The 21,271-nt window shown below is 44.5% G+C and carries 20 protein-coding genes; 15 read left to right on the top strand and 5 right to left on the bottom strand.

Features of this window, described 5'->3' with window-relative positions; translation table 11 throughout:
- Positions 1-2: 2 nt before the first annotated feature.
- The 3 genes from I3B46_RS01090 to I3B46_RS01080 are packed head-to-tail and all read right to left on the bottom strand — an operon-like array spanning position 3 to position 1,462.
- Complete coding sequence (locus I3B46_RS01090) at positions 3-497, bottom strand: DUF2569 family protein (RefSeq protein ID WP_053110253.1); 495 nt, start codon at positions 495-497, stop codon at positions 3-5.
- Between the two features lie 13 nt (positions 498-510).
- Positions 511-870 (bottom strand): DUF488 domain-containing protein, encoded by a 360-nt coding sequence (locus I3B46_RS01085; RefSeq protein ID WP_004923526.1) that lies wholly within the window; start codon positions 868-870, stop codon positions 511-513.
- Positions 871-907: 37 nt separating this feature from the next.
- Complete coding sequence (locus I3B46_RS01080; protein ID WP_053110254.1) at positions 908-1,462, bottom strand: DUF2569 family protein; 555 nt, start codon at positions 1,460-1,462, stop codon at positions 908-910.
- A gap of 198 nt (positions 1,463-1,660) precedes the next feature.
- Here I3B46_RS01080 and I3B46_RS01075 point away from each other — a divergent pair, with 198 nt between their 5' ends.
- The gene (locus tag I3B46_RS01075; protein WP_053110255.1) at positions 1,661-2,560 is read left to right on the top strand and encodes a DNA-3-methyladenine glycosylase family protein; all 900 of its coding nucleotides are present in this window, start codon (positions 1,661-1,663) and stop codon (positions 2,558-2,560) included.
- Positions 2,561-2,646: 86 nt separating this feature from the next.
- Here I3B46_RS01075 and poxB read toward each other — a convergent pair whose 3' ends face one another.
- Entirely contained in the window at positions 2,647-4,371 is a 1,725-nt protein-coding gene (gene poxB, locus I3B46_RS01070; protein ID WP_004923516.1) for a ubiquinone-dependent pyruvate dehydrogenase, read from the bottom strand.
- A gap of 1,105 nt (positions 4,372-5,476) precedes the next feature.
- Between poxB and proP the strand changes: the two genes are divergently transcribed.
- The 3 genes from proP to I3B46_RS01055 all read left to right on the top strand — a co-directional run bounded on the left by proP (position 5,477) and on the right by I3B46_RS01055 (position 8,847).
- Positions 5,477-6,979, top strand: coding sequence for a glycine betaine/L-proline transporter ProP (gene proP / locus I3B46_RS01065; RefSeq protein ID WP_004923504.1), 1,503 nt, complete (start codon positions 5,477-5,479; stop codon positions 6,977-6,979).
- A gap of 27 nt (positions 6,980-7,006) precedes the next feature.
- Positions 7,007-8,458 (top strand): deoxyribodipyrimidine photo-lyase, encoded by a 1,452-nt coding sequence (phrB, locus tag I3B46_RS01060; protein WP_014657027.1) that lies wholly within the window; start codon positions 7,007-7,009, stop codon positions 8,456-8,458.
- 77 nt (positions 8,459-8,535) lie between these two features.
- On the top strand, positions 8,536-8,847 hold the full coding sequence (locus I3B46_RS01055; RefSeq protein WP_014657028.1) for a monooxygenase: 312 nt from the start codon (positions 8,536-8,538) through the stop codon (positions 8,845-8,847).
- Between the two features lie 92 nt (positions 8,848-8,939).
- Here I3B46_RS01055 and paaZ read toward each other — a convergent pair whose 3' ends face one another.
- Positions 8,940-11,000, bottom strand: coding sequence for a phenylacetic acid degradation bifunctional protein PaaZ (gene paaZ / locus I3B46_RS01050; RefSeq protein ID WP_004923491.1), 2,061 nt, complete (start codon positions 10,998-11,000; stop codon positions 8,940-8,942).
- Between the two features lie 321 nt (positions 11,001-11,321).
- Here paaZ and paaA point away from each other — a divergent pair, with 321 nt between their 5' ends.
- From paaA to paaK, 11 genes are all read left to right on the top strand, one after another.
- Positions 11,322-12,260, top strand: a complete 939-nt coding sequence (paaA, locus tag I3B46_RS01045) for a 1,2-phenylacetyl-CoA epoxidase subunit PaaA (RefSeq protein WP_036944051.1) — start codon at positions 11,322-11,324, stop codon at positions 12,258-12,260.
- A gap of 22 nt (positions 12,261-12,282) precedes the next feature.
- Positions 12,283-12,570, top strand: coding sequence for a 1,2-phenylacetyl-CoA epoxidase subunit PaaB (gene paaB, locus I3B46_RS01040; RefSeq protein WP_004923482.1), 288 nt, complete (start codon positions 12,283-12,285; stop codon positions 12,568-12,570).
- Between the two features lie 9 nt (positions 12,571-12,579).
- On the top strand, positions 12,580-13,338 hold the full coding sequence (gene paaC, locus I3B46_RS01035; RefSeq protein ID WP_014657031.1) for a 1,2-phenylacetyl-CoA epoxidase subunit PaaC: 759 nt from the start codon (positions 12,580-12,582) through the stop codon (positions 13,336-13,338).
- 4 nt (positions 13,339-13,342) lie between these two features.
- Positions 13,343-13,852, top strand: a complete 510-nt coding sequence (gene paaD, locus I3B46_RS01030) for a 1,2-phenylacetyl-CoA epoxidase subunit PaaD (RefSeq protein WP_014657032.1) — start codon at positions 13,343-13,345, stop codon at positions 13,850-13,852.
- Between the two features lie 10 nt (positions 13,853-13,862).
- On the top strand, positions 13,863-14,921 hold the full coding sequence (gene paaE / locus I3B46_RS01025; protein ID WP_014657033.1) for a 1,2-phenylacetyl-CoA epoxidase subunit PaaE: 1,059 nt from the start codon (positions 13,863-13,865) through the stop codon (positions 14,919-14,921).
- Between the two features lie 9 nt (positions 14,922-14,930).
- The gene (gene paaF, locus I3B46_RS01020) at positions 14,931-15,704 is read left to right on the top strand and encodes a 2,3-dehydroadipyl-CoA hydratase PaaF (protein WP_004923466.1); all 774 of its coding nucleotides are present in this window, start codon (positions 14,931-14,933) and stop codon (positions 15,702-15,704) included.
- A 1-nt stretch (position 15,705) separates the two neighbouring features.
- The gene (gene paaG, locus I3B46_RS01015) at positions 15,706-16,500 is read left to right on the top strand and encodes a 2-(1,2-epoxy-1,2-dihydrophenyl)acetyl-CoA isomerase PaaG (protein WP_014657034.1); all 795 of its coding nucleotides are present in this window, start codon (positions 15,706-15,708) and stop codon (positions 16,498-16,500) included.
- Position 16,501: 1 nt separating this feature from the next.
- Positions 16,502-18,040: a 3-hydroxyacyl-CoA dehydrogenase gene (locus tag I3B46_RS01010; protein WP_104873063.1), complete on the top strand. Its 1,539-nt coding sequence runs from the start codon at positions 16,502-16,504 to the stop codon at positions 18,038-18,040.
- Positions 18,037-18,474 carry a hydroxyphenylacetyl-CoA thioesterase PaaI gene (gene paaI, locus I3B46_RS01005; RefSeq protein WP_004923454.1) on the top strand — a complete coding sequence of 146 codons (438 nt, stop codon included), beginning with the start codon at positions 18,037-18,039 and terminating at the stop codon, positions 18,472-18,474. Before I3B46_RS01010 ends, paaI begins: the two co-directional genes overlap by 4 nt.
- Complete coding sequence (gene pcaF / locus I3B46_RS01000) at positions 18,474-19,676, top strand: 3-oxoadipyl-CoA thiolase (protein WP_014657035.1); 1,203 nt, start codon at positions 18,474-18,476, stop codon at positions 19,674-19,676. Before paaI ends, pcaF begins: the two co-directional genes overlap by 1 nt.
- 201 nt (positions 19,677-19,877) lie before the next feature.
- A complete protein-coding gene (gene paaK / locus I3B46_RS00995; protein WP_014657036.1) occupies positions 19,878-21,188 on the top strand; it encodes a phenylacetate--CoA ligase PaaK in 1,311 nt (436 codons plus the stop codon).
- The last annotated feature ends 83 nt before the right edge of the window (positions 21,189-21,271 follow it).

The raw sequence follows: 21,271 nt of genomic DNA, 5'->3' as shown, positions 1-21,271 counted from the left end.
GACTAGTGAATAAACGTCTGCTTGACTCTATCTGACATCAAAACATAGGGGATCCAGATAAAGCAGTAGAAACAGCTATTTACCACATTAATAATGTAGCTATACTCAATTTCAATGCCAAAAATATTTGGGAAAACAAAGCGCGAAACAACAACCATCACGGTATAAAATAGCATCGAGATAATAAATAAAGGTTTCGCGATTTTTAGGCCTTTGAGGGCTGCGATAACGTTCCACGCCAACAAAACTATCAATATACCTTGGGCCATTTGTAGCATATAAAAAGCGTTTGAAAACCCATCGACATAAAAATCAGATTGCTCATTCGTCACAAGGTGCCAAGCTGATTTAACTTGTAGGATATCTAAGTACATCATGATGATAGTCTGATAAAGCATATAAAACAGACCCAGCATAGGTAAAATAAGCCATCCTCTAATGCCTTGTAGTGGTGTTTTTTGAGGGCCCGTTAAGACTGCGGGTGTGTTGACATCCATCTGATTAATAACCTTATTCTTGTGACTTAATACAGCGTTCTAAATATGCTTTCAATACGTGTGCCTGATTATGCACCTTATCTTTAGCACTATACAGCAAGGTGAGATTGCCTAGCTTCGCTTTCTCTACAAGAGGCATCCAAGCCGCTGAATGATGACTTAATTCTTGATGATAGTCTTCAACAAATTTATCGAATTGGTCAGGATGTTGATGAAACCATTTACGTAACTCATTGGATGGCGCAACGTCTTTATTCCATTCATCATAATCGAGCGCGACTTTTTTTATCCCTCTTGGCCATAACCTATCAACCAATACACGGTATCCATCTTCAGACGAAACGGCATCATAGACTCTTTTACAGTAAATCATGCACCCTCACATTCGCGATATTCAGTATCGCTATTACTTAATTAACAAACGTATTTTTTACCCTGACAGAAACTAAGAAATATAAGCCCCAAATAAAGAGGCGTATCCCACTACCGACAATATCTACAATATCTTCATCCTCTGCTGATATTGAGAATAATGAACTCAATAAAACGACACTTGCTATGGATAGTATGAAGTCACTCGCGTAAAAGAGAATAATGACTTTAATCACCAATTTTTTCTTATAAATAAAGAGATAACATACGAATAACAATAAGCCATAAATCAATGCACTCGAGAGTAAGTTAAAATATATGAACTCCCTAGCCATTGGAATAAATGATAATGACGTAGGGTCAGTCATCTTCTCCAAACCTTCTAGCTGCTCTGGAAGGTCTTTCAATAAAGTATAAGGAGTGATAATTAGCGTAAGAAATAATCCTAACATAGGGATTAGTAGCCATCCCCCAAAACCGACGGGTTCAGAAGAAAGAGGCTCATTTTCAACCGTTACTGATGGGCAATCCGTTTTTTGATCTGAACCCTCATTAATTTTACTTGAGGAGAGATGTTCTTCAGATTGGTTCATGGCTAGCTCCTTGCTTTTTAGTTTAACCTCAATGCAAATAGTTAACTTAAATGGAAAATTTATTTTATATAAATCTAACGCTTTTCGATTAAAATATCACCTTTGAATTAAAAATTATCAAAGCCAAAATACGAAAAATATCAAAATAACCTCATATTTTTTGTCCATAAAAATAATAATCCCGATAAGGCCTACTCTATGCCAAAAATAACCGCCCAGCTGTCTCTACCTCCCCATTATCAGACGAATGACTTTTTCGCCTTTCATTTAAGAGATCAACATAATATTGCCGAAATTGTTGAAGGTAATTTATTACGCAAAGGTATATTGTGGGCGCACTCTCCAGCTCAATTACTTATTGAGATTGATAAAGACAAGGCACACATTATCCTTGATATTGATAACGCTAAAAATCGGCCCAGCGAATACGATGTTGTTGAACTAGGGAAACATATGCTCGGTTTACGGCAAGCCGTCGAACAGTTTGAAGCGGAATATTTATCACATCCCATTATCGGTAAGCTGATTAAGCAACAACAAGGTTTACGAATATATCAATCTTCAAGCCCATTTGAAGCATTAGTGTGGGCGATTATTGGCCAACAAATCAGCGTAACAGCCGCGATTGCAATACGTCGTCGCTTTATTCAAGCCACTGGTTCAAAACACTCATCGGGCATTTGGTGTTTTCCAGATGCACAGCAGGTGTCAAAAGTGACTGATGAATCACTACGCCAAGCTGGGTTTTCTACTGGTAAAATCATCACCATACGAGCGCTTTGTCACGCACTGTTAAGTCAGCAAATCGACCTATCACAACCTATCAGCAACCATAATGTCACGATATTGACCGACCAATTAGTCAGCCTTAAAGGTATTGGCCCATGGACGGTAAATTATGCGCTTTTACGCGGTTTTAACTACCTCGATGGCTCGTTACATGGCGATGTGGCCGTGAGGCGCAATTTGCAGTCTCTGCTTGGCGCAGAGAGCCAGCCTACAGCAAAAGAGACGGAAAAATGGTTAGAGGCATTTTCGCCATGGCGTGCCTTAGTTGCCGCTCATTTATGGCGTAGCCAATCGGCTGCGGGGTATTAATTCCCTCATACAGATAGCAGCCAACCCTAATTGGTTGGCTGCGTAAATTGCCTAATTCGGCAAAGCAGATCAGTCAAAATGACCGATTAACGTAACCAGTTGGTTTTCGCTAATTCAACAACTTCATCACCACGACCACTTAAAATGGCTTTGAGCATATATAGGCTAAAACCTTTTGCTTCTTGCAAATTAATTGTCGGTGGCATAGAAAGTTCTTGTTTTGCTGTGACAACATCGACAACAACAGGGCCATCATGAGCGAAAGCTTCCTTCAATGCGGCATCCACATCTTCACTCTTCTCAACGCGGATCCCTTTGATCCCAGCAGCATTGGCAACTGCCGCAAAATTAGGATTATGGAGATCAGTGCCTTCTGTTAAGAAGCCACCTACCTTCATTTCCATAGCGACAAAACCTAACACGCCGTTATTCAGAACAATGACTTTCACAGGTAAATTCATTTGTGCCAGTGACAACAGATCCCCCATCAACATACTAAAACCGCCATCACCACTCATGGTCACAACTTGGCGTTGTTTATCGACAGATTGGATCCCCATCGCTTGCGGCATCGCATTTGCCATTGACCCATGATTAAACGAGCCAATCAAACGGCGTTTACCATTCATTTTTAAGTAACGAGCCGCCCATACCGTTGGCGTTCCCACATCACAGGTAAATACCGCGTCATCATTCGCCAATGCACTGATCCGGCTTGCTAAATATTGAGGGTGGATCACACCGTCTTTACCCGGTTTTGCTAAATCATCAAGACCTTCACGCGCTTCGGTATAATGTTTCAATGCGCTATCTAAGTGGTGCCTATCTTGTTTCACGTCTAAGTGAGGTTGCAATGCGGTCAAAGTGGCTTTAATGTCACCAATCATGCCCATATCGATATGGCAATGGGAGCCTAAGCTACCTGCATTAATATCGATTTGAATAATCTTAGCCCCTTGAGGATAGAATGGGCGGTATGGGAACTGAGTACCCAGTAACACCACCGTATCGGCATTCATCATTGCATGGTAGCCGGATGAAAAACCAATCAGCCCCGTCATACCAACGCTATATGGGTTATCCCACTCAATGTGCTCTTTACCGCGTAGTGCATGCACGACTGGCGCTTTTAATGTTTCCGCCAGCTTAATCACTTCATCATGTGCACCAGCACAGCCTGCCCCACAAAATAGGGTGATATTTTGTGCTTGGTTCAGTGCATCCGCTAACTTCGCAATTTCAGCAGGCTGAGGCATGATCAACGGAGCTTGCGGCTGATACCATGTATCATTTGCTGTTTCCGGTGCTTCACGTAACGCAATATCTCCTGGCAGTACAATGACAGAGACACCTTTTTCTAGAATCGCTTTACGCATCGCAATCCCAAGCACTTGAGGAAGCTGCTCAGGGTTAGAGATCAGTTCGCAATAATGACTACATTCGCGAAATAGCTCTGTTGGGTGCGTTTCTTGAAAGTAGTTACTACCGATTTCACTAGAAGGGATATGTGCAGCAATTGCTAATACAGGCACGCGATTACGATGGCAATCATACAACCCATTGATTAGGTGCATATTACCCGGACCACAAGAGCCTGCGCAAACGGCTAGCTTACCCGTCATTTGCGCTTCTGCACCTGCGGCAAATGCTGCAACTTCTTCGTGACGGGTGCCTAACCATTCGATTGTGCCAAGACGGCGTAAGCTATCACTCAGCCCATTGAGTGAATCACCCGTAACGCCCCAGATGCGCTTCACACCAGCATTATCTAGGACTTTCGCGACATAGGATGCAACTGTCTGTTTTTTCATAATGGCACTCTTTCCAGTCAGATTAGGTTAAAATATTCACAGAGCATCAAATCTATTTTCTCTGTAATACATCATCATTATTAAACCAATTTACGCACTTTAAACTTAGTGTAACGAATTAAATTTGCGGTTCCTACCGAGGAAAACAAATAGCTATTAAGAACAGAACAATCCTCCACTAATATCAAAAGAAGAATCTAGATACAGCATAAATTAAATATTCATTGTGCGCTGAAATATCAAAAAACAATAACATTAACAATTATTTAATAACCAGTCATAATAAGAGTATTTAATAAATAATATCGATAATGATAAGTAATTTGTTGATTATCCTAGAGGAGTAAAAATAAGATAAATAATTGTATTGGTTAAGGTACCAGAATATTTAAATTGGTGATTGAAGTGCAAGAAGCTGGCATCAAAATAGAAATATTCACGAAATTCAAACCAGAAATAAGACTCAAAAATAGCTATCGATACATAACTCAAATTCCATACCCTCCATCGGATAAATGGTATGGTTTACCAATAGGTCAAACGCGATATTTTTGCGCGCTGCTGCATAACTCCCCCTCTTGTAAAAAATTTAAGATAAGCATCATATTATTAAGCATTAAACACATCGCAATTTTTTATTAAAAAACAACACACTAAGTATAAAAACCAATTAAGTATTTTTAGCAAGGTTAAAAAATTAATAAAGCCACTAAAATCAGCATAAATAACCGACATTTTACATTTAATCGATATTATTGTATTATTGATGACCTGTTTAAGTCACATAAAGGTTCTCATTTTGCTTTTTTTACAAAATGCACAACAACAAACTAGCTCACAACACTTCTCTATTCCCTGCTCTTCTCTGCGCAATTGTTAGCGGTGATTTTCCCCAAGTCGTCTTAGCAAATTCGATATGAAACACTCGTCATATTGATGATCTTTGCCAGTGATAAATAAAATATTGATGCATTCTACAGATAACGACTATTCTAATATAACGATCTCTGTTTTTATCTGGCGCGAGCAAGATATAGAGATATGGACCACACAGATCATGAATGCAATTCATTACGTTTCGAAATTCAGATAAAAGGATGGTTCCATGAAGTTCAAAAAGAAAAAAGAAAAGCCTTTAAATATTAATGATATTACTATCATTGATGATGGAAAATTAAAAAAAGCCATCACTGCGGCGTCGCTGGGTAATGCGATGGAGTGGTTTGACTTTGGGGTATACGGTTTCTTAGCCTATGTACTCGGTCAAGTTTTCTTCCCTGGCGCATCACCGAGCGTACAGATGATCGCCGCTCTAGCCACTTTCTCTGTTCCTTTCTTAGTTCGACCGCTCGGCGGTGTCGTCTTCGGTATCCTAGGGGATAAGTATGGCCGACAAAAAGTCTTAGCCGTCACCATTATCATTATGTCGATCAGTACCTTCAGTATCGGTTTGATCCCTTCATATGAGACTATTGGTATCTGGGCGCCTATCCTACTATTGTTAGCAAAACTCGCCCAAGGCTTCTCCGTGGGTGGAGAGTATTCAGGTGCAGCTATCTTTGTTGCCGAATACTCACCTGACCGTAAACGTGGTTTTATGGGAAGTTGGTTAGACTTTGGCTCTATCGCAGGTTTCGTGCTAGGTGCTGGTGTTGTGGTACTCATTTCAAGTATTGTTGGTGAAGAAAACTTCCACGAATGGGGCTGGAGGATCCCTTTCTTCCTTGCACTGCCTTTAGGTATCATTGGCCTGTATTTACGCCATGCACTTGAAGAGACCCCAGCATTCCAACAACACATTGAAACGCTCGAAAAACAAGATAAAGCCAATATTCAAAATCCACCGAAAGTCTCTTTCCGTGAAGTCGTTTCTAAATATTGGAAAAGTTTGATGATCTGCGTTGGTTTAGTTATCGCAACAAACGTGACTTACTACATGTTGCTGACTTATATGCCAAGTTACCTGTCGCATAACCTAAACTATTCTGCTGACCATGGTGTGCTGATCATCATTGCCATTATGATTGGTATGCTCTTTGTCCAACCAATTATTGGTTTAACCAGCGATAAAATTGGTCGCCGCCCATTCGTTATTGCAGGGAGTTTAGGTCTGATAGTGTTAGCCTATCCTGCCTTTATGCTCATTGATAGCGGCTCTGTTGGCTTGATTTTTGTTGGTTTGCTTATTTTAGCTGTGCTACTGAACTGTTTTACAGGGGTTATGGCATCAATTTTACCGGCTATTTTCCCAACGCACATTCGTTATAGCGCCCTCGCAATCGCCTTTAATATTTCAGTTTTGATTGCCGGTGCCACACCGACAGTAGCAGCATGGTTAGTTGAATCAACCAATAATCTGTATATGCCCGCCTTTTATTTAATGGTTATCGCCTTAATTGGCCTCTATACTGGTATTACTATGCCAGAGACCGCAAACAAACCATTAAGAGGGGCAACGCCTGCGGCATCTGATAGAGCAGAGGCGAAAGAGATCTTAAGCGAGCACTATGACAATATTGAACAGAAAGTTGAAGATATTGAACAACAGATCGCTGAGCTAGAGAAAAAGCGTCAGTCATTAATTAATCAGCACCCTAAATTGGATTAAACCTGATGTAAGGCAAAGGAGCAGAAGATGGCGAAAAAACAGGCTTGTCACCTAGTCTGGTTTCGTAATGACCTTCGTGTCACCGATAATAAAGCGCTGTCATCTGCTTGTGCTGATCCTGATGCTAAAGTGCTCGCCGTGTTTACGGCTACACCAGAACAATGGCGAGCACATCACCTCTCCTCTCGGCAAATCACCTTTTTGCATCAAAATCTCATTGCGCTTCGTGACTCGCTAGCCAAATTAAGCATCCCTCTGTTTTGCCAAACAACCCCCGATTTTTTAAGTGCCGCACAATGGGTACTGGATTTTGCTCAACAGCAGCAAGTTGACCACCTATATTTCAATCATCAATATGAACTCAATGAGCATAGGCGAGACGAATGGTTGATTCATCACCCACAACGCGCTTTCCGAGTACATGCTTTTGATGATGCCTTACTATTACCACCAAAATCCGTCACAAATCAGAAAGGCGAAATGTACCAAGTGTACACTCCGTTTCGTCGAGCCTTTATTAGCCAATTAGTGACCACCGATTTTCGTTCCTTACCAGCACCTCAACCACGAGGGGAAGCACTTGCTATCGATGACCTATCACTCCCCTTGTTTGCGCATCACGCCGTCGATATTGCGCCACATTTCCCAGCGGGTGAATCAGCAGCACGCCAACAACTCAGGCAATTTTGTCGCCTAAAAGTGCAGCATTACCAACAGCATCGCGATATTCCCTCAATTGAGGGTACCAGCCTGTTATCCCCATATTTGGCAATTGGGGTACTCTCACCACGGCAATGTTTAAATCGCCTGCTCGCTGAGTATCCACCGCTTTTTGATTCCCCAGATAGCGGGGCATTCACATGGCTTAATGAATTAATTTGGCGAGAGTTTTACCATCATCTACTCGTCGCTTTTCCACGCTTATGCCGCCACCAGCCTTTTATTGAATGGACCAACCACATTCAGTGGAATAGCTCCGATGCTGACTTTAAAGCGTGGCAGCTTGGGCAAACGGGATACCCCATCGTTGATGCTGCAATGCGACAACTCAATACCACAGGTTGGATGCATAATCGTTTAAGAATGATCACTGCGAGTTTTTTAGTGAAAGATTTACTGATTGATTGGCGACTCGGCGAACAATATTTTATGCAGCAATTAATTGATGGCACACTCGCGGCAAACAATGGAGGCTGGCAGTGGTCTGCTTCGACAGGTACTGATGCACAACCTTGGTTTCGTATTTTTAATCCAACCACTCAGGGTAAAAAATTTGACCCTCAGGGTGCATTTATTCGCCAGTGGCTTCCAGAATTACAATCCGTACCCGATAAATATATTCACACACCGCATGAGTGGGCAGAGGCTAACCACGTTACTTTAGATTATCCCGCACCAATTGTTGACCATAAACAAGCACGTTTAGCCACATTAGCCGCTTTTGAAGCAGGAAAAAGCGATAGCGTAAAACACCATTAATTATCAAAGTAATAATTTCAGTTAGGGATTATACTGTCTACTACTCATCCATAGAACAAGCAAAAATCGGAGTCGTTATGCAGGTGATTTTACAGGTCGATTTCCCTTATCAAGGCCCTTGGGGAGAGCAGATGGCTGATGCAATGAAAACATTAGCCGAGTCTATCAATGATGAACCTGGCTTTATCTGGAAAATTTGGACGGAGAACCCATCGACACAAAAGGCTGGAGGTATTTACCTGTTTGCGTCAGAAGAGCAAGCTCAAGCTTACTTACAAAAGCACAGTGCGCGGCTAAAATCCTTTGGTGTTCCTGAAGTCCGAGGGGAGATCTTTGCCGTCAATCATGCGCTTAGCCAACTGAACCAAGCGCACTTTATTCACAATTAATTTCTGACTGCTGATAAGAGGCTGGACAGCGGCTAGCCTCACCGCAACCTGCTATTGAATACGGGCGAATCATCCCCGTATCCGTTCAGCCGCTAAAAATCCCCTTCACGGCGCTCAACAAGCGTCAGAATACTGTATAAGGCAACGGCAACATTATTTTGATTGAAGACTTGAACATCCCATTCAACCACGCCATTTGGCTTATCTTCTGCCGTTTTTTGTGCTTTTTTAATCTTTTTCTTGCAAGTTAAACGCACTTGGATGGTATCACCAATTTTTACAGGCTCAATAAAACGTAAGTTTTCCATACCATAGTTGGCGATCACAGGACCGACTGCCGCATCAACAAATAAACCAGCCGCTGCTGATACAACAAAGTAGCCATGAGCCACTCGCTCACCAAATAATGATTGCGCAGCGCCAATTTTATCCATATGTGCATAGAAATGGTCACCACTTAAACAAGCGAAGTTGACTAAGTCTGCTTCCGACACCGTGCGTCTTGCCGTCAATAAGGTATCGCCAATGACTAAATCCTCAAAATACTTCCTAAACGGATGCACTTGATCCGTCACTACATCTGCACCACGGATCCACTGCTTGGTGACGGCAGTCAGCATAGAAGGGCTACCTTGAATAGCCGTTCGCTGCATATAGTGTTTAACTGCCCTCAATCCGCCTAGCTCCTCGCCACCACCCGCGCGACCCGGGCCACCATGCACTAATAGTGGTAATGGTGAGCCATGCCCCGTTGATTCTGCCGCTGAGGCTTCATTCAGAATCAACATTCGACCATGTGCCCGTGCACTTCTACGGATAACATCTTGCGCTACTGAGGTGTCTGCCGTTACTAATGTACCCGCAAGGCTCCCTCCTCCCATAATGGCCAACTCAACCGCTTGGTCACTCGTCTCATAGCCAATCAATGTTGCAACCGGCCCAAATGCCTCCGTTTCATGGACGGCCTGATTAGTATAAGGATCGGCGCAATAGAGCAAGGTAGGCGGATAGAATGCCCCTTTTTGGCTATCGGCCCCCATCACATTCAGCTCTTGAAGATCCCCTCCACACAGGATTTCACAACCGTTTTGCTGTAAATACATAACCTTTTCATGAACATCATCACGCTGCTCTTGATTGATTAAAGCCCCCATGCGCACGCCTTCAACGGCAGGGTCACCGACAGTGATACCCGATAAGCGTTTTAATAATGCCTGTTTAACTGTTTCTAACTGGGGCTTCGGCACAATGATACGACGGATTGCTGTACATTTTTGCCCTGCTTTCACCGTCATTTCACGGGTCACTTCTTTAATAAATAAAGAAAATTCAGGTTGTTCTGGAGTAACATCAACCCCAAGTATTGCGCAGTTAAGGGAGTCTGCTTCCATGGTGAATGGGATCGACTTTTCACGTAATCGAGGGTGAGATTTTAATTTTTGCCCTGTTGCTGCCGAGCCAGTAAAGGTCACCACATCCTCAAAATCGAGATATTCAAACATATCACCGATCCCCCCGCAGATTAGCTGAATAGCACCTTCAGGCACTAACCCACTTTCAACGATCAGGCGCACCATTGCTTGAGTAACTTGAGCGGAAGCCGTCGCAGGTTTAATAATCGCAGGCATCCCCGCTAGCCACGTTGGTGCCAATTTTTCTAGCATTCCCCAACAAGGGAAGTTAAATGCATTGATATGTAATGCCACACCATGGCGGGAAGTTAAAATATGGCGAGCAATAAATTGGCCTTGTTTCGATAGCGGGATCATCTCATCTTCGGGCCAAATCGTATCATCTGGCAACTCGCGATTTGCAAGCCCTGCAAAAGAGAAGAGTGTTGCGATCCCACCTTCAATATCAACCCAACTATCTGCTTTAGTCGCCCCTGTTTGTGCTGATATTTCATAAAGAGACGCTTTATGCTCTAGCAAATATTTAGCGACGGCTTTTAACATTTGGCCGCGCTGCTGGAAAGTCATGGCGGATAAAGCATCCCCGCCTTTTTTCCGACCGTAATCAAGACAATCAACCAGAGGTAAACCCGCAGTGGTAACCTCATATAACGCCTGACCAGTCAATGCATGATAAATTTTGCGGCCTTCACCTTCACCATATAACCACTTCCCCGTTATATAACTTGTTAATTGCTGCATGGCATCTCTCCAAAATAAAAAACAACAAACACAAATATTAAATAAATATGTATCACAATATGGGCAGCGAATGCCAACCTCAATTTAACAAATTAAGAACAAAACTTATCCATTAGCTACTAACAAATAAAAACCACACTAATTTACATAAAATTAACCCTATGATTTAAATCAATAAACTTAAATTGATTGTGAAGCCAATCGCAAAAGAAGAATAAATGAGATTGATTTTATTGTTAACGATTCCTAGCATTAATGTTAAATATTGTGATTCATTTTTTATTTTTATTTAATTTAATACGAATCATTTGGAAGAAAACAATGAATGAGCAAAATCAGGCAAACTTCGAGGCCAAAATCGAAGCCGACATTAATATTGAGCCAAAAGATTGGATGCCCGATGCCTATAGGCAAAACCTGATCCGCCAAGTTGGACAACATGCACACTCGGAAGTTATCGGCATGCTGCCAGAAGCAAACTGGTTAACTCGCGCACCCACATTGAGACGTAAAGCTATCTTGTTAGCAAAAATCCAAGATGAAGCAGGTCATGGCCTCTACCTTTATAGCGCAGCCGAAACATTAGGATGCACTCGCCAAGACATCTATCAAAAGATGCTCGATGGCAAAATGAAATATTCGTCTATTTTTAACTACCCCACCCTAACTTGGGCCGATGTAGGTGTGATTGGCTGGTTGGTTGATGGTGCCGCCATTGTTAACCAAGTTGCCCTCTGCCGAGCCTCATATGGCCCCTATGCACGAGCGATGGTGAAAATCTGTAAAGAAGAGAGTTTTCATCAACGTCAAGGTTACGAAGCTGTCACTGTACTGGCGAACGGCTCTGATGAACAAAAAGCCATGTTACAAGATGCCATTAACCGTTTCTGGTGGCCTGTTCTGATGATGTTCGGCCCGAACGACAGTGACTCCCCACACAGTGCACAAAGTATGGCATGGAAAATTAAAAGATTTAGTAACGATGAGCTACGCCAAAAATTTGTTGATAACACAGTACCGCAAGTGGAAGCCCTCGGTATGACTATTCCAGATCCAGAACTGAAATGGGATGAGGAGCTAGGGCACTACCGCTTTGGTGAAATCGACTGGGAAGAGTTTTATCAAGTCATTAAAGGCGAAGGCATCTGTAATTACGAACGCGTGCATGCCAAACGCAAGGCTTGGGAAGATGGAGCATGGGTACGCGAAGGTGCCATGGCACATAGCCGAAAACAGAAAGCCGTTAAATCCGCCGCCTAGCACAGAATAAAAGGAAAAGACCATGAGCAATCAAGATTGGCCATTATATGAAGTTTTTGTTCGGAGCAAACAAGGGCTTGCGCATCGTCATGTTGGTAGCCTGCATGCCGCTGACGATCAGATGGCACTAGAAAATGCACGCGATGCTTACACTCGTCGTAGTGAAGGATGCTCCGTTTGGGTGGTCAAAGCGACGCATATTATTGCCTCTCAACCAGAAGATAAGAGCGCTTTCTTTGACCCTGCTGACACCAAAGTCTATCGCCACCCAACTTTTTATACCATCCCCGATGGCATCAAAAACATGTGAGGCAACGATATGAATCAGCATGAAGCACTCAAACAATATGTTTTAAGGCAAGGCGATAGCGCATTGATCTTGGCTCAACGGCTATGTGAATGGTGTGGTCATGCACCAGAATTGGAAATCGACCTTGCTCTCTCCAACATCGGTTTGGACTTACTCGGTCAGGCAAGAAACTTTTTAGCGTATGCCGCAACCCTATCAGGAACAGAGTTTGATGAAGATAAAATTGCCTTCCTCCGAGATGAACGTGAGTTTTGCAACTTACTGCTGGTAGAGCAACCAAACGGCGGCTTCAACGACACGCTAGTACGCCAATTTTTTATGGATGCCTACCATGTTCCGCTTTATCAAGCCTTAATTCACAGCGCAGATGAACAATTGGCAGCCATCGCGGAAAAATCGCTCAAAGAGGTGCTCTACCACTTACGCTTTAGCCGTAACTGGATGATCCGCTTAGGTGATGGTAGCGAAGAAAGCCATCGGCGAATTCAGCAGTCGGTCGATCAACTGTGGCGCTTTACAGGCGAATTATTCCACGCCGATGAAGTCGAGATTGCGCTCGCGGAGGTAGGTATCGCCGTTGACCCTCGAACATTACGTGAACAGTGGTTAGAAACGGTCACAGAGACTTTCGCGCAAGCCACGCTGACGATGCCTGAACAAAATGCATACCGTTTAGGTGGCAAACAGGGTAACCACACTGAACACTTGGGCCTCATTTTAACCGAGCTACAGTTTGTCCAACGCGCTTATCCAAATTGTGAATGGTGATGCTATGGAACAGAGATTGCAAAACAGCGGGTTACAACCCCCTCAAATTCATCAGATCTGGCAGCAACTACATCAAATCCCCGATCCTGAGTTACCTGCACTCTCCATTACTGATCTTGGCATGATCCGCAATGTTTTTGCCACATCTCGTGGCTGGAAAGTGATGTTTACACCCACTTATTCCGGTTGCCCAGCAACTGAATTTTTAATTAACGAAATCAAAAATGTTTTAGAGCATGCCGGGTTTCCCAATGTGGAAATCGAGGTCGTTCTCACGCCGGCATGGACAACAGATTGGATGAACCAAGACGCCAAACAACGCTTGCGTGAATTTGGTATTGCGCCGCCAGCAGGAAAAGCCTGTGAACACCCCGAAAAATCGGGGCCAATCTGTTGCCCACGTTGCGACAGTCAACACACAGAGAAAATCAGCGAATTTGGCTCGACCGCCTGCAAAGCGCTATATCGCTGTCTCGAATGCTTTGAGCCATTTGATTATTTTAAATGTATTTAAGGGCACACTCATGACTGTATTTCATCGTTTAAGTATTGCTGCAATTGAACGTGACACGCCTGATGCGGTTGCTGTGACCTTCTGCGTTCCTGATAATTTGCGCGAGCACTATCGCTACCGCCCTGGGCAACATTTAACCCTAAAAGCCTTAGTCAATGGCGAAGACTTACGCCGCTGTTATTCCATTTGCAGTTCACCTGACGACGGGGTTCTAAAAATTGGTGTTAAAGCCATCCACGAAGGACGTTTTTCAAATTTTATTAACCAACAACTTCATGTTGGCGATAGCCTTGATGTGATGATCCCCCAAGGGAAATTTGGTTATCAACCTCAAGTCACAACAGAAGGTCGTTACCTTGCGGTTGCGGCAGGCTCCGGTATCACACCTTTACTTTCCATTATTAAAGCCACCCTACAAACTGAGCCACACAGCCGCTTCACTTTAATTTATGGCAACAAAAATAGCCGTTCGGTGATGTTTAAAGAGAGCATTGCCGACCTTAAAAACCAGTATGCAGAACGTTTTCAGGTGCTCTATCTATTTAGCCAAGAGCAGCAAGACAGTGCACTGCTTAGCGGTCGCGTGAATAAGCCACAATTAATGGCATTGGGTAAAACCTTGCTCAATTTTAAGCAATTTGACCATGCTTTTGTGTGCGGCCCTGAAGAGATGATGGACGATGTGCAATCTGCATTAGCTGAATGTGGCATGGCGCCAGAGCGTATTCATAGTGAGCGTTTTAACACTTCCGGCACGAAATTCCGCCCATCTGCAACATTAGCAACGGATAACCGCCAAGTCAGCATTCACCTTGATGGACGTACAATGACCATCAATATGGATAGCCAAGACGACAGTATTCTGGATGCGGCCTTACGCCAAGGCGCAGACCTTCCCTATGCCTGTAAAGGCGGTGTTTGCGCAACATGTAAATGTAAGCTTAAAGCGGGCGAAGTTGAAATGGGCGTCAACTACAGCCTTGAGCCGGACCAAATTGCGGATGGTTATATTTTAAGCTGCCAAGCATGGCCGAAAGGCGATGGCGTAGAACTCGATTTCGATGTGTAGGAGGCTCATATGCAAACTGATTGGATCCTAGCTCATATTGAACATCGCGTCCTAACATTGACGTTGAATCGCCCTGATGTGCGTAACGCCTTAAGTACTGATTGCCTCGAATTACTTGTCGATCACCTTGAACAAGCCGATAAAGACCCACAAATCGGCGCCATCGTTATTGCCGGTAACCCACGTTTTTTTGCGGCGGGTGCTGACCTTAAAGAGCTCCAGCAACAAACCGTTGCGGCGGCGATCACGGATAGGCGCCCTCAAGTTTGGCGTCGTTTTTCGCAAATTTCCAAACCCATTATCACCGCAGTCAATGGTTATGCATTGGGTGCTGGCTTTGAATTAGTACTTGCAAGTGATGTGGTCATTGCCGGTGAAACGGCGCGTTTTGGCTTACCTGAAATCACCCTAGGGCTAATACCTGGCGCGGGAGGAACTCAACGTCTGGTTCGCGTGGTTGGCAAATCCCTTGCGATGCAAATGGTACTCACGGGCGAGGCGATTCCTGCACAACGTGCCTTACAAGCAGGATTAGTGAGTCAAATTTGTGTGGATGGGTTAGTTGTTGAATACGCACAGAAACTTGCCCAACGCATGGCGGATCACGCCCCACTTGCCGTGAGAGCGGCTAAAGCATCCATTAATGCAGCTCAAGAAATCTCACTTTCAGAGGGATTACAGCTTGAGCGCCAATATTTTGTCACCTTGGCAGGTACTGATGACCGCCGCGAAGGGATCAATGCTTTCTTTGAAAAGCGACAGCCAAAATTTACAGGACAATAAGATGCCAAACAGCGCAATGATACTGACAACACTGGAAAATGGCGTACTCACCATTACATTAAACCGCCCTGACCGGTTAAACAGCTTTAACGATGAAATGCATCGTCAACTAAGTGATGCACTAAAAATTGCTGAACGTGATGATACCGTGCGTTGTTTAGTGATTACAGGAGCCGGTCGTGGTTTTTGTGCAGGTCAAGATTTGAATGATCGCAATGTTTCGGTTAGCGAACAGGCACCGGATTTAGGTTATTCCGTCGAAACTTTCTATAACCCCCTGATCCGCCGACTCACTTCACTACCGAAGCCTATCATCTGTGCCGTTAATGGCGTAGCCGCAGGTGCAGGCGCGGCAATCGCCTTAGCGGGTGATATCGTTATTGCGGCTAAAAGCGCCAGTTTTATTCAATCTTTTTGCCGCTTAGGTTTAGTACCGGACTCCGGTGGTAGCTGGTTCTTACCTCAATTAGCAGGCCATGCAAGAGCCATGGGGATGGCATTACTTGGCGATAAAATTAGCGCTGAGCAAGCACTACAGTGGGGCATGATTTGGCAAGTCACTGAAAATGATGAGCTGACAACCACCGTTAATCAATTAGCCCAGCACCTCGCCACACAGCCAACTTATGGCTTAGGACTAATCAAAAAAGCTATCTATCGTGCCGCAACTAACACATTAGATGAGCAGCTAGACCTAGAACGTGATTTACAGCGCTTAGGTGGACGCAGCGAAGACTATCGCGAAGGAGTCGATGCCTTTTTGAATAAGCGCGAACCTAAGTTTAAAGGACGCTAATATGACTTTAACTCTTAATACCGTCGCTGTCATTGGTGCTGGCACAATGGGTATCGGCATTGCACAGGTGGCAGCAAGCGCTGGACATACGGTACTGCTATTTGACATCAACACACAAGCACTGAATAAAGCAAAACAGTCTTTAACTGAACGGTTAAATAAGCGCGTTCAGCAGGGCAAAGCGGATGCGCAAACAACAGAGGCACTGCTTGCGCGTATTACACTTGTACATACGATGGCTGACTTAGCACCGGCTCAATTAGTCATTGAGGCTGTCGCTGAGAAACTGACTATAAAACAAGCGATATTTAGCGAACTTGAAGGCATTTGCAAAGAAAATACCCTCTTTGCAAGTAACACCTCTTCGTTATCGATTACCGCCATCGCCAGCCAACTTAAACACCCAGAGCGCTTTGCTGGCTTCCATTTTTTCAACCCAGCTCCCATTATGAAGTTGGTTGAAGTTATTCGTGGGCGCGAAACCGCAAGCGCTGTTATTGAACAGCTAAAAAACTTGGCGGTCGCATGGGGCAAAATTCCCGTTATCTGCCGCTCAACGCCTGGCTTTATCGTTAATCGAGTTGCTCGCCCTTTTTATGCTGAAACATTACGCGCACTTGAAGAGCAAATCGCAAACCCTGCAACATTAGATAGTGTTCTACGTGATGCCGGTGGGTTTTCCATGGGCCCTTTACAACTGACCGACCTTATTGGTCATGATGTGAATTACGCGGTGACGGATTCGGTTTTTCAAGCATTTGGCTACGACCCTCGGTTCCAAACCTCCTTTGAACAATTAGAGCTGGTTCAAGCGGGACATCTCGGTCGAAAAACTGGCCGCGGCTTTTATCATTACGATGACAACAAACCACTGCCTAAAGCCACAATGGCAGAAAAAGTGATATTAAACAATCCCCCCTCCGTTACGGCTCGAGGCGATTGGCAAAGTTTACCTGAGTTTGCACAATTATTAAGGCAAAACGGGATCCCTCTCGAAGAATCTAAAATAGATAGCCACGAATTGCCTACACTCCGAGTTAACAATGTTATTGTTATGTTAACGAATGGTGAATTAACTTCTGTACGAGCGCAAAAAGCCAATCAGAGCATGGTGCAATTTGATTTATCCGCTGATTATGCCAAAGCAAACGCAATTGCAATCAGTTGTGCAGTCCAAAACAGCCACCAAGAAAACCAGAGTGTCATTGCCTTTTTTCAATCGCTCAACAAGGACGTGATTGTATTACCTGATTATCCCGGCCTATTGACGATGCGGACGGTTGCCATGCTATGCAATGAAGCTTTAGATGTTGTCAATAAAGGCGTCGCTAGCCCAAAAGATACTGATAACGCAATGCGTTATGGCGTGAACTACCCTAAAGGGCCGCTCGCTTGGGGCGCCGAAATTGGCTGGCAACATATCCTTAATACACTCGATCAGTTATCGCAGTTTTATGCCGACGGGCGCTACCGGGCGAATCCCCTGTTGCGCCAATTGGTTGCTGGGGTGCGGTCATTACCTGCTAAGGAGCTGCAATGAGTTCACAAACCACAATAACATTGGCTCAACAATCCGCAGACATCATGTACCGTGACGATGCTTGCGCAAAAGCGATGGGGATGGTGATAGAGCAAGTTTCTGAGGGAGCCGCTCAACTCTCCATGACCGTTACTTCGCACATGCTTAATGGCCATAAAACCTGCCATGGCGGTCAACTATTCAGCCTAGCTGACACCGCGTTTGCTTACGCTTGCAATAGCCATGGACTCGCCGCTGTTGCCTCAAGCTGCTCCATTGATTTTATCCGCCCTGCATATGAAGGGGATACATTGACCGCAGTCGCAAACGTTAAGCATCAGGGCAAACGTACTGGCTTATATGAAGTAGAAATTGTCAACCAACAAGGCAAAACCTTAGCTTGGTTCTACGGGCGAGCGCATCGCCTAGGTCACCGTTTAACAGGAGAAGAGTGATGAGAGATGCCTTTATCTGTGATGGTATCAGAACCCCAATTGGCCGCTACGGAGGCGCACTGTCCTCTGTACGCCCTGATGACCTCGCCGTTTTACCTTTAAAGGCTCTAATGGAAAGGCATCCTCAATTAGATTGGTCAATAACTGATGACATTATCTTAGGTTGCGCAAATCAGGCTGGTGAAGATAACCGTAATGTCGCACGAATGGCGAGTTTATTAGCGGGTCTTCCATTATCCGTATCGGGCACTACCGTGAATCGTCTTTGTGGTTCAGGCCTTGATGCAATTGCACTTGCGGCTAGAAGTATCAAAGCGGGGGAAGCGAATTTTATGATTGCAGGCGGTGTCGAATCAATGAGCCGCGCACCCTTTGTTATGGGTAAGTCAGAATCGGCCTTTTCAAGGCAAGCACAAATATTTGATACCACAATTGGTTGGCGATTTGTCAATCCACTGATGGAAAAGCAGTTCTCAACACATTCGATGCCAGAAACGGCGGAGAACGTTGCAGAAGAGTATCGCATCCATCGAGCTGACCAAGATGCCTTTGCTCTACGTAGCCAACAACGCACCGAACAGGCTCGTCAACAAGGCGTTTTCGCACAAGAGATCATCCCCGTCACCATTAAACATCGCAAAGGGGAGACGATTGTTACAGAAGACGAACACCCAAGACCTGAAACAACCTTGGAACAATTACAAAAGTTAAAAACACCGTTTCGTGAAAATGGCTCAGTGACAGCAGGTAATGCTTCTGGGGTGAATGATGGTGCAGCCGCCTTGATTATCGCTTCGCAAGAAACGGCTAAAGCTCAGGGGTTAACCCCTAAAGCACGAATTATCGCAACAGCAACCTGTGGTGTTGAACCACGGTTTATGGGGATAGGACCATTACCCGCCACCCAAAAAGTCCTCAAAATGACGGGGCTAACAATCGAACAAATGGATGTGATTGAGCTAAACGAAGCTTTTGCTGCTCAAGCACTCGCTGTACTAAGAGGATTAGGTTTACCTGACGACGCGCCACAAGTGAATCCAAATGGTGGTGCCATTTCCTTAGGCCACCCTCTTGGTATGAGTGGGGCAAGGTTGGCGATTACCGCCGTGAACGAATTACATCGTCGCCAAGGGCGCTATGCCTTATGCACCATGTGTATTGGTGTGGGCCAAGGCATAGCCATGATTATTGAACGAGTTTAGACCGATTAACCTACCCAAAATCACACCGTTCTAATGAGATGAATGATGGGTAAAAAATAAAAATGCCTGAAACCCTACACCTGCTCAGGCCAATACTGCACTCGCTTTTCGCCATTGCATATATACCCGCCCTGACTCGGCAATATATCGCAAAAAAGGCTTAAAGCATGCGGATATCAATAATTATAAGGACTAGCAATTATGAGCACTCTACAACACACTATTGATCCAATTGAGTTTGCATCGAGAGATGAAATCGAGGCATTGCAGTTCTCAAGACTGAAGTGGACACTCACTCACGCTTATGAAAATGTGCCGATGTATCGCAAAAAATTCGATGCGGCCGGCGTTCATCCTGACGATTTCAAGCAACTGAGTGATATCGAAAAATTCCCGTATACCACAAAGCAAGATCTACGCGAGAATTACCCATTTAATACCTTTGCAGTGCCCATGGATAAAATCATCCGTATTCATGCCTCTTCGGGCACGACGGGTCGCCCCACTGTTGTCGGCTATACCCAACAAGATATTGATAATTGGGCTGATTTAATCGCTCGTAGCCTACGCTCTGCGGGAGCCACGAAAGGAGATAAAATCCACGTTGCCTACGGCTACGGCCTATTTACCGGTGGCTTAGGCGCTCATTATGGTGCTGAGCGTCTTGGTGCAGCCGTTATTCCTATGTCTGGTGGTCAGACAGAAAAACAGGCTCAATTAATTGCTGATTTCAAACCTGACGTCATCATGGTAACCCCCTCTTACTGTCTAAGCATCATTGATGAGCTAGAGAAAATCATGGGAGGAGACGCAAGTAAGTGCTCACTAAGACTAGGCGTATTTGGTGCAGAGCCATGGACTGAGGCATTAAGAACAGAAATTGAAACTCGCTTAGGCATCAAAGCGCTTGATATCTACGGCCTGTCAGAAGTCATGGGGCCAGGTGTGGCCATGGAGTGTGCCGATGCCGGAGAAAGTGGGCCTACAATCTGGGAAGATCATTTTTATCCGGAGATTATCTCACCTGATACTCTAAAAACACTCTCGCCCGGTGATAAAGGTGAGTTAGTATTCACTACCCTAACAAAAGAGGCTATGCCTGTTATCCGCTATCGCACTCGCGATTTAACCCACTTAATGCCGGGGATTAATCGTAATATGCGCCGTATCGGTAAAATTACCGGCCGCTCTGATGACATGATGATCATTCGTGGAGTCAACGTTTTCCCATCGCAGATAGAAGAGCAAATCATGCAGTTCAAAGAGCTTTCCCCTCATTACCAGCTAGAAATTAGCCGTAAAGGGAATATGGATAGCTTAGCTATTCGCGTCGAGCTGAAGAAACCCGATCTTCTGACCTATGATGAGCGTTGTAATATCTGCCATAACCTTAAGCATCGAATTAAGTCAATGGTAGGCGTGAGCACACAGATCAGTATCGTTAATTGCGGTGATATCCCTCGTTCACAAGGCAAAGCGGCTCGTGTTATTGATACAAGGATCGCCATATAAATCTTCTCTACGAGGCACCTTACAATAGATAAATGTCGGGGTGCCTTTAATTTTAGTTTCCTAATATAACAATGCCCTGTGTA

Source organism: Providencia sp. 2.29 (assembly GCF_015832305.1).
Taxonomy (GTDB): Bacteria; Pseudomonadota; Gammaproteobacteria; order Enterobacterales; family Enterobacteriaceae; genus Providencia; species Providencia stuartii.
This window is presented reverse-complemented; position numbering and strand designations above follow the sequence as displayed.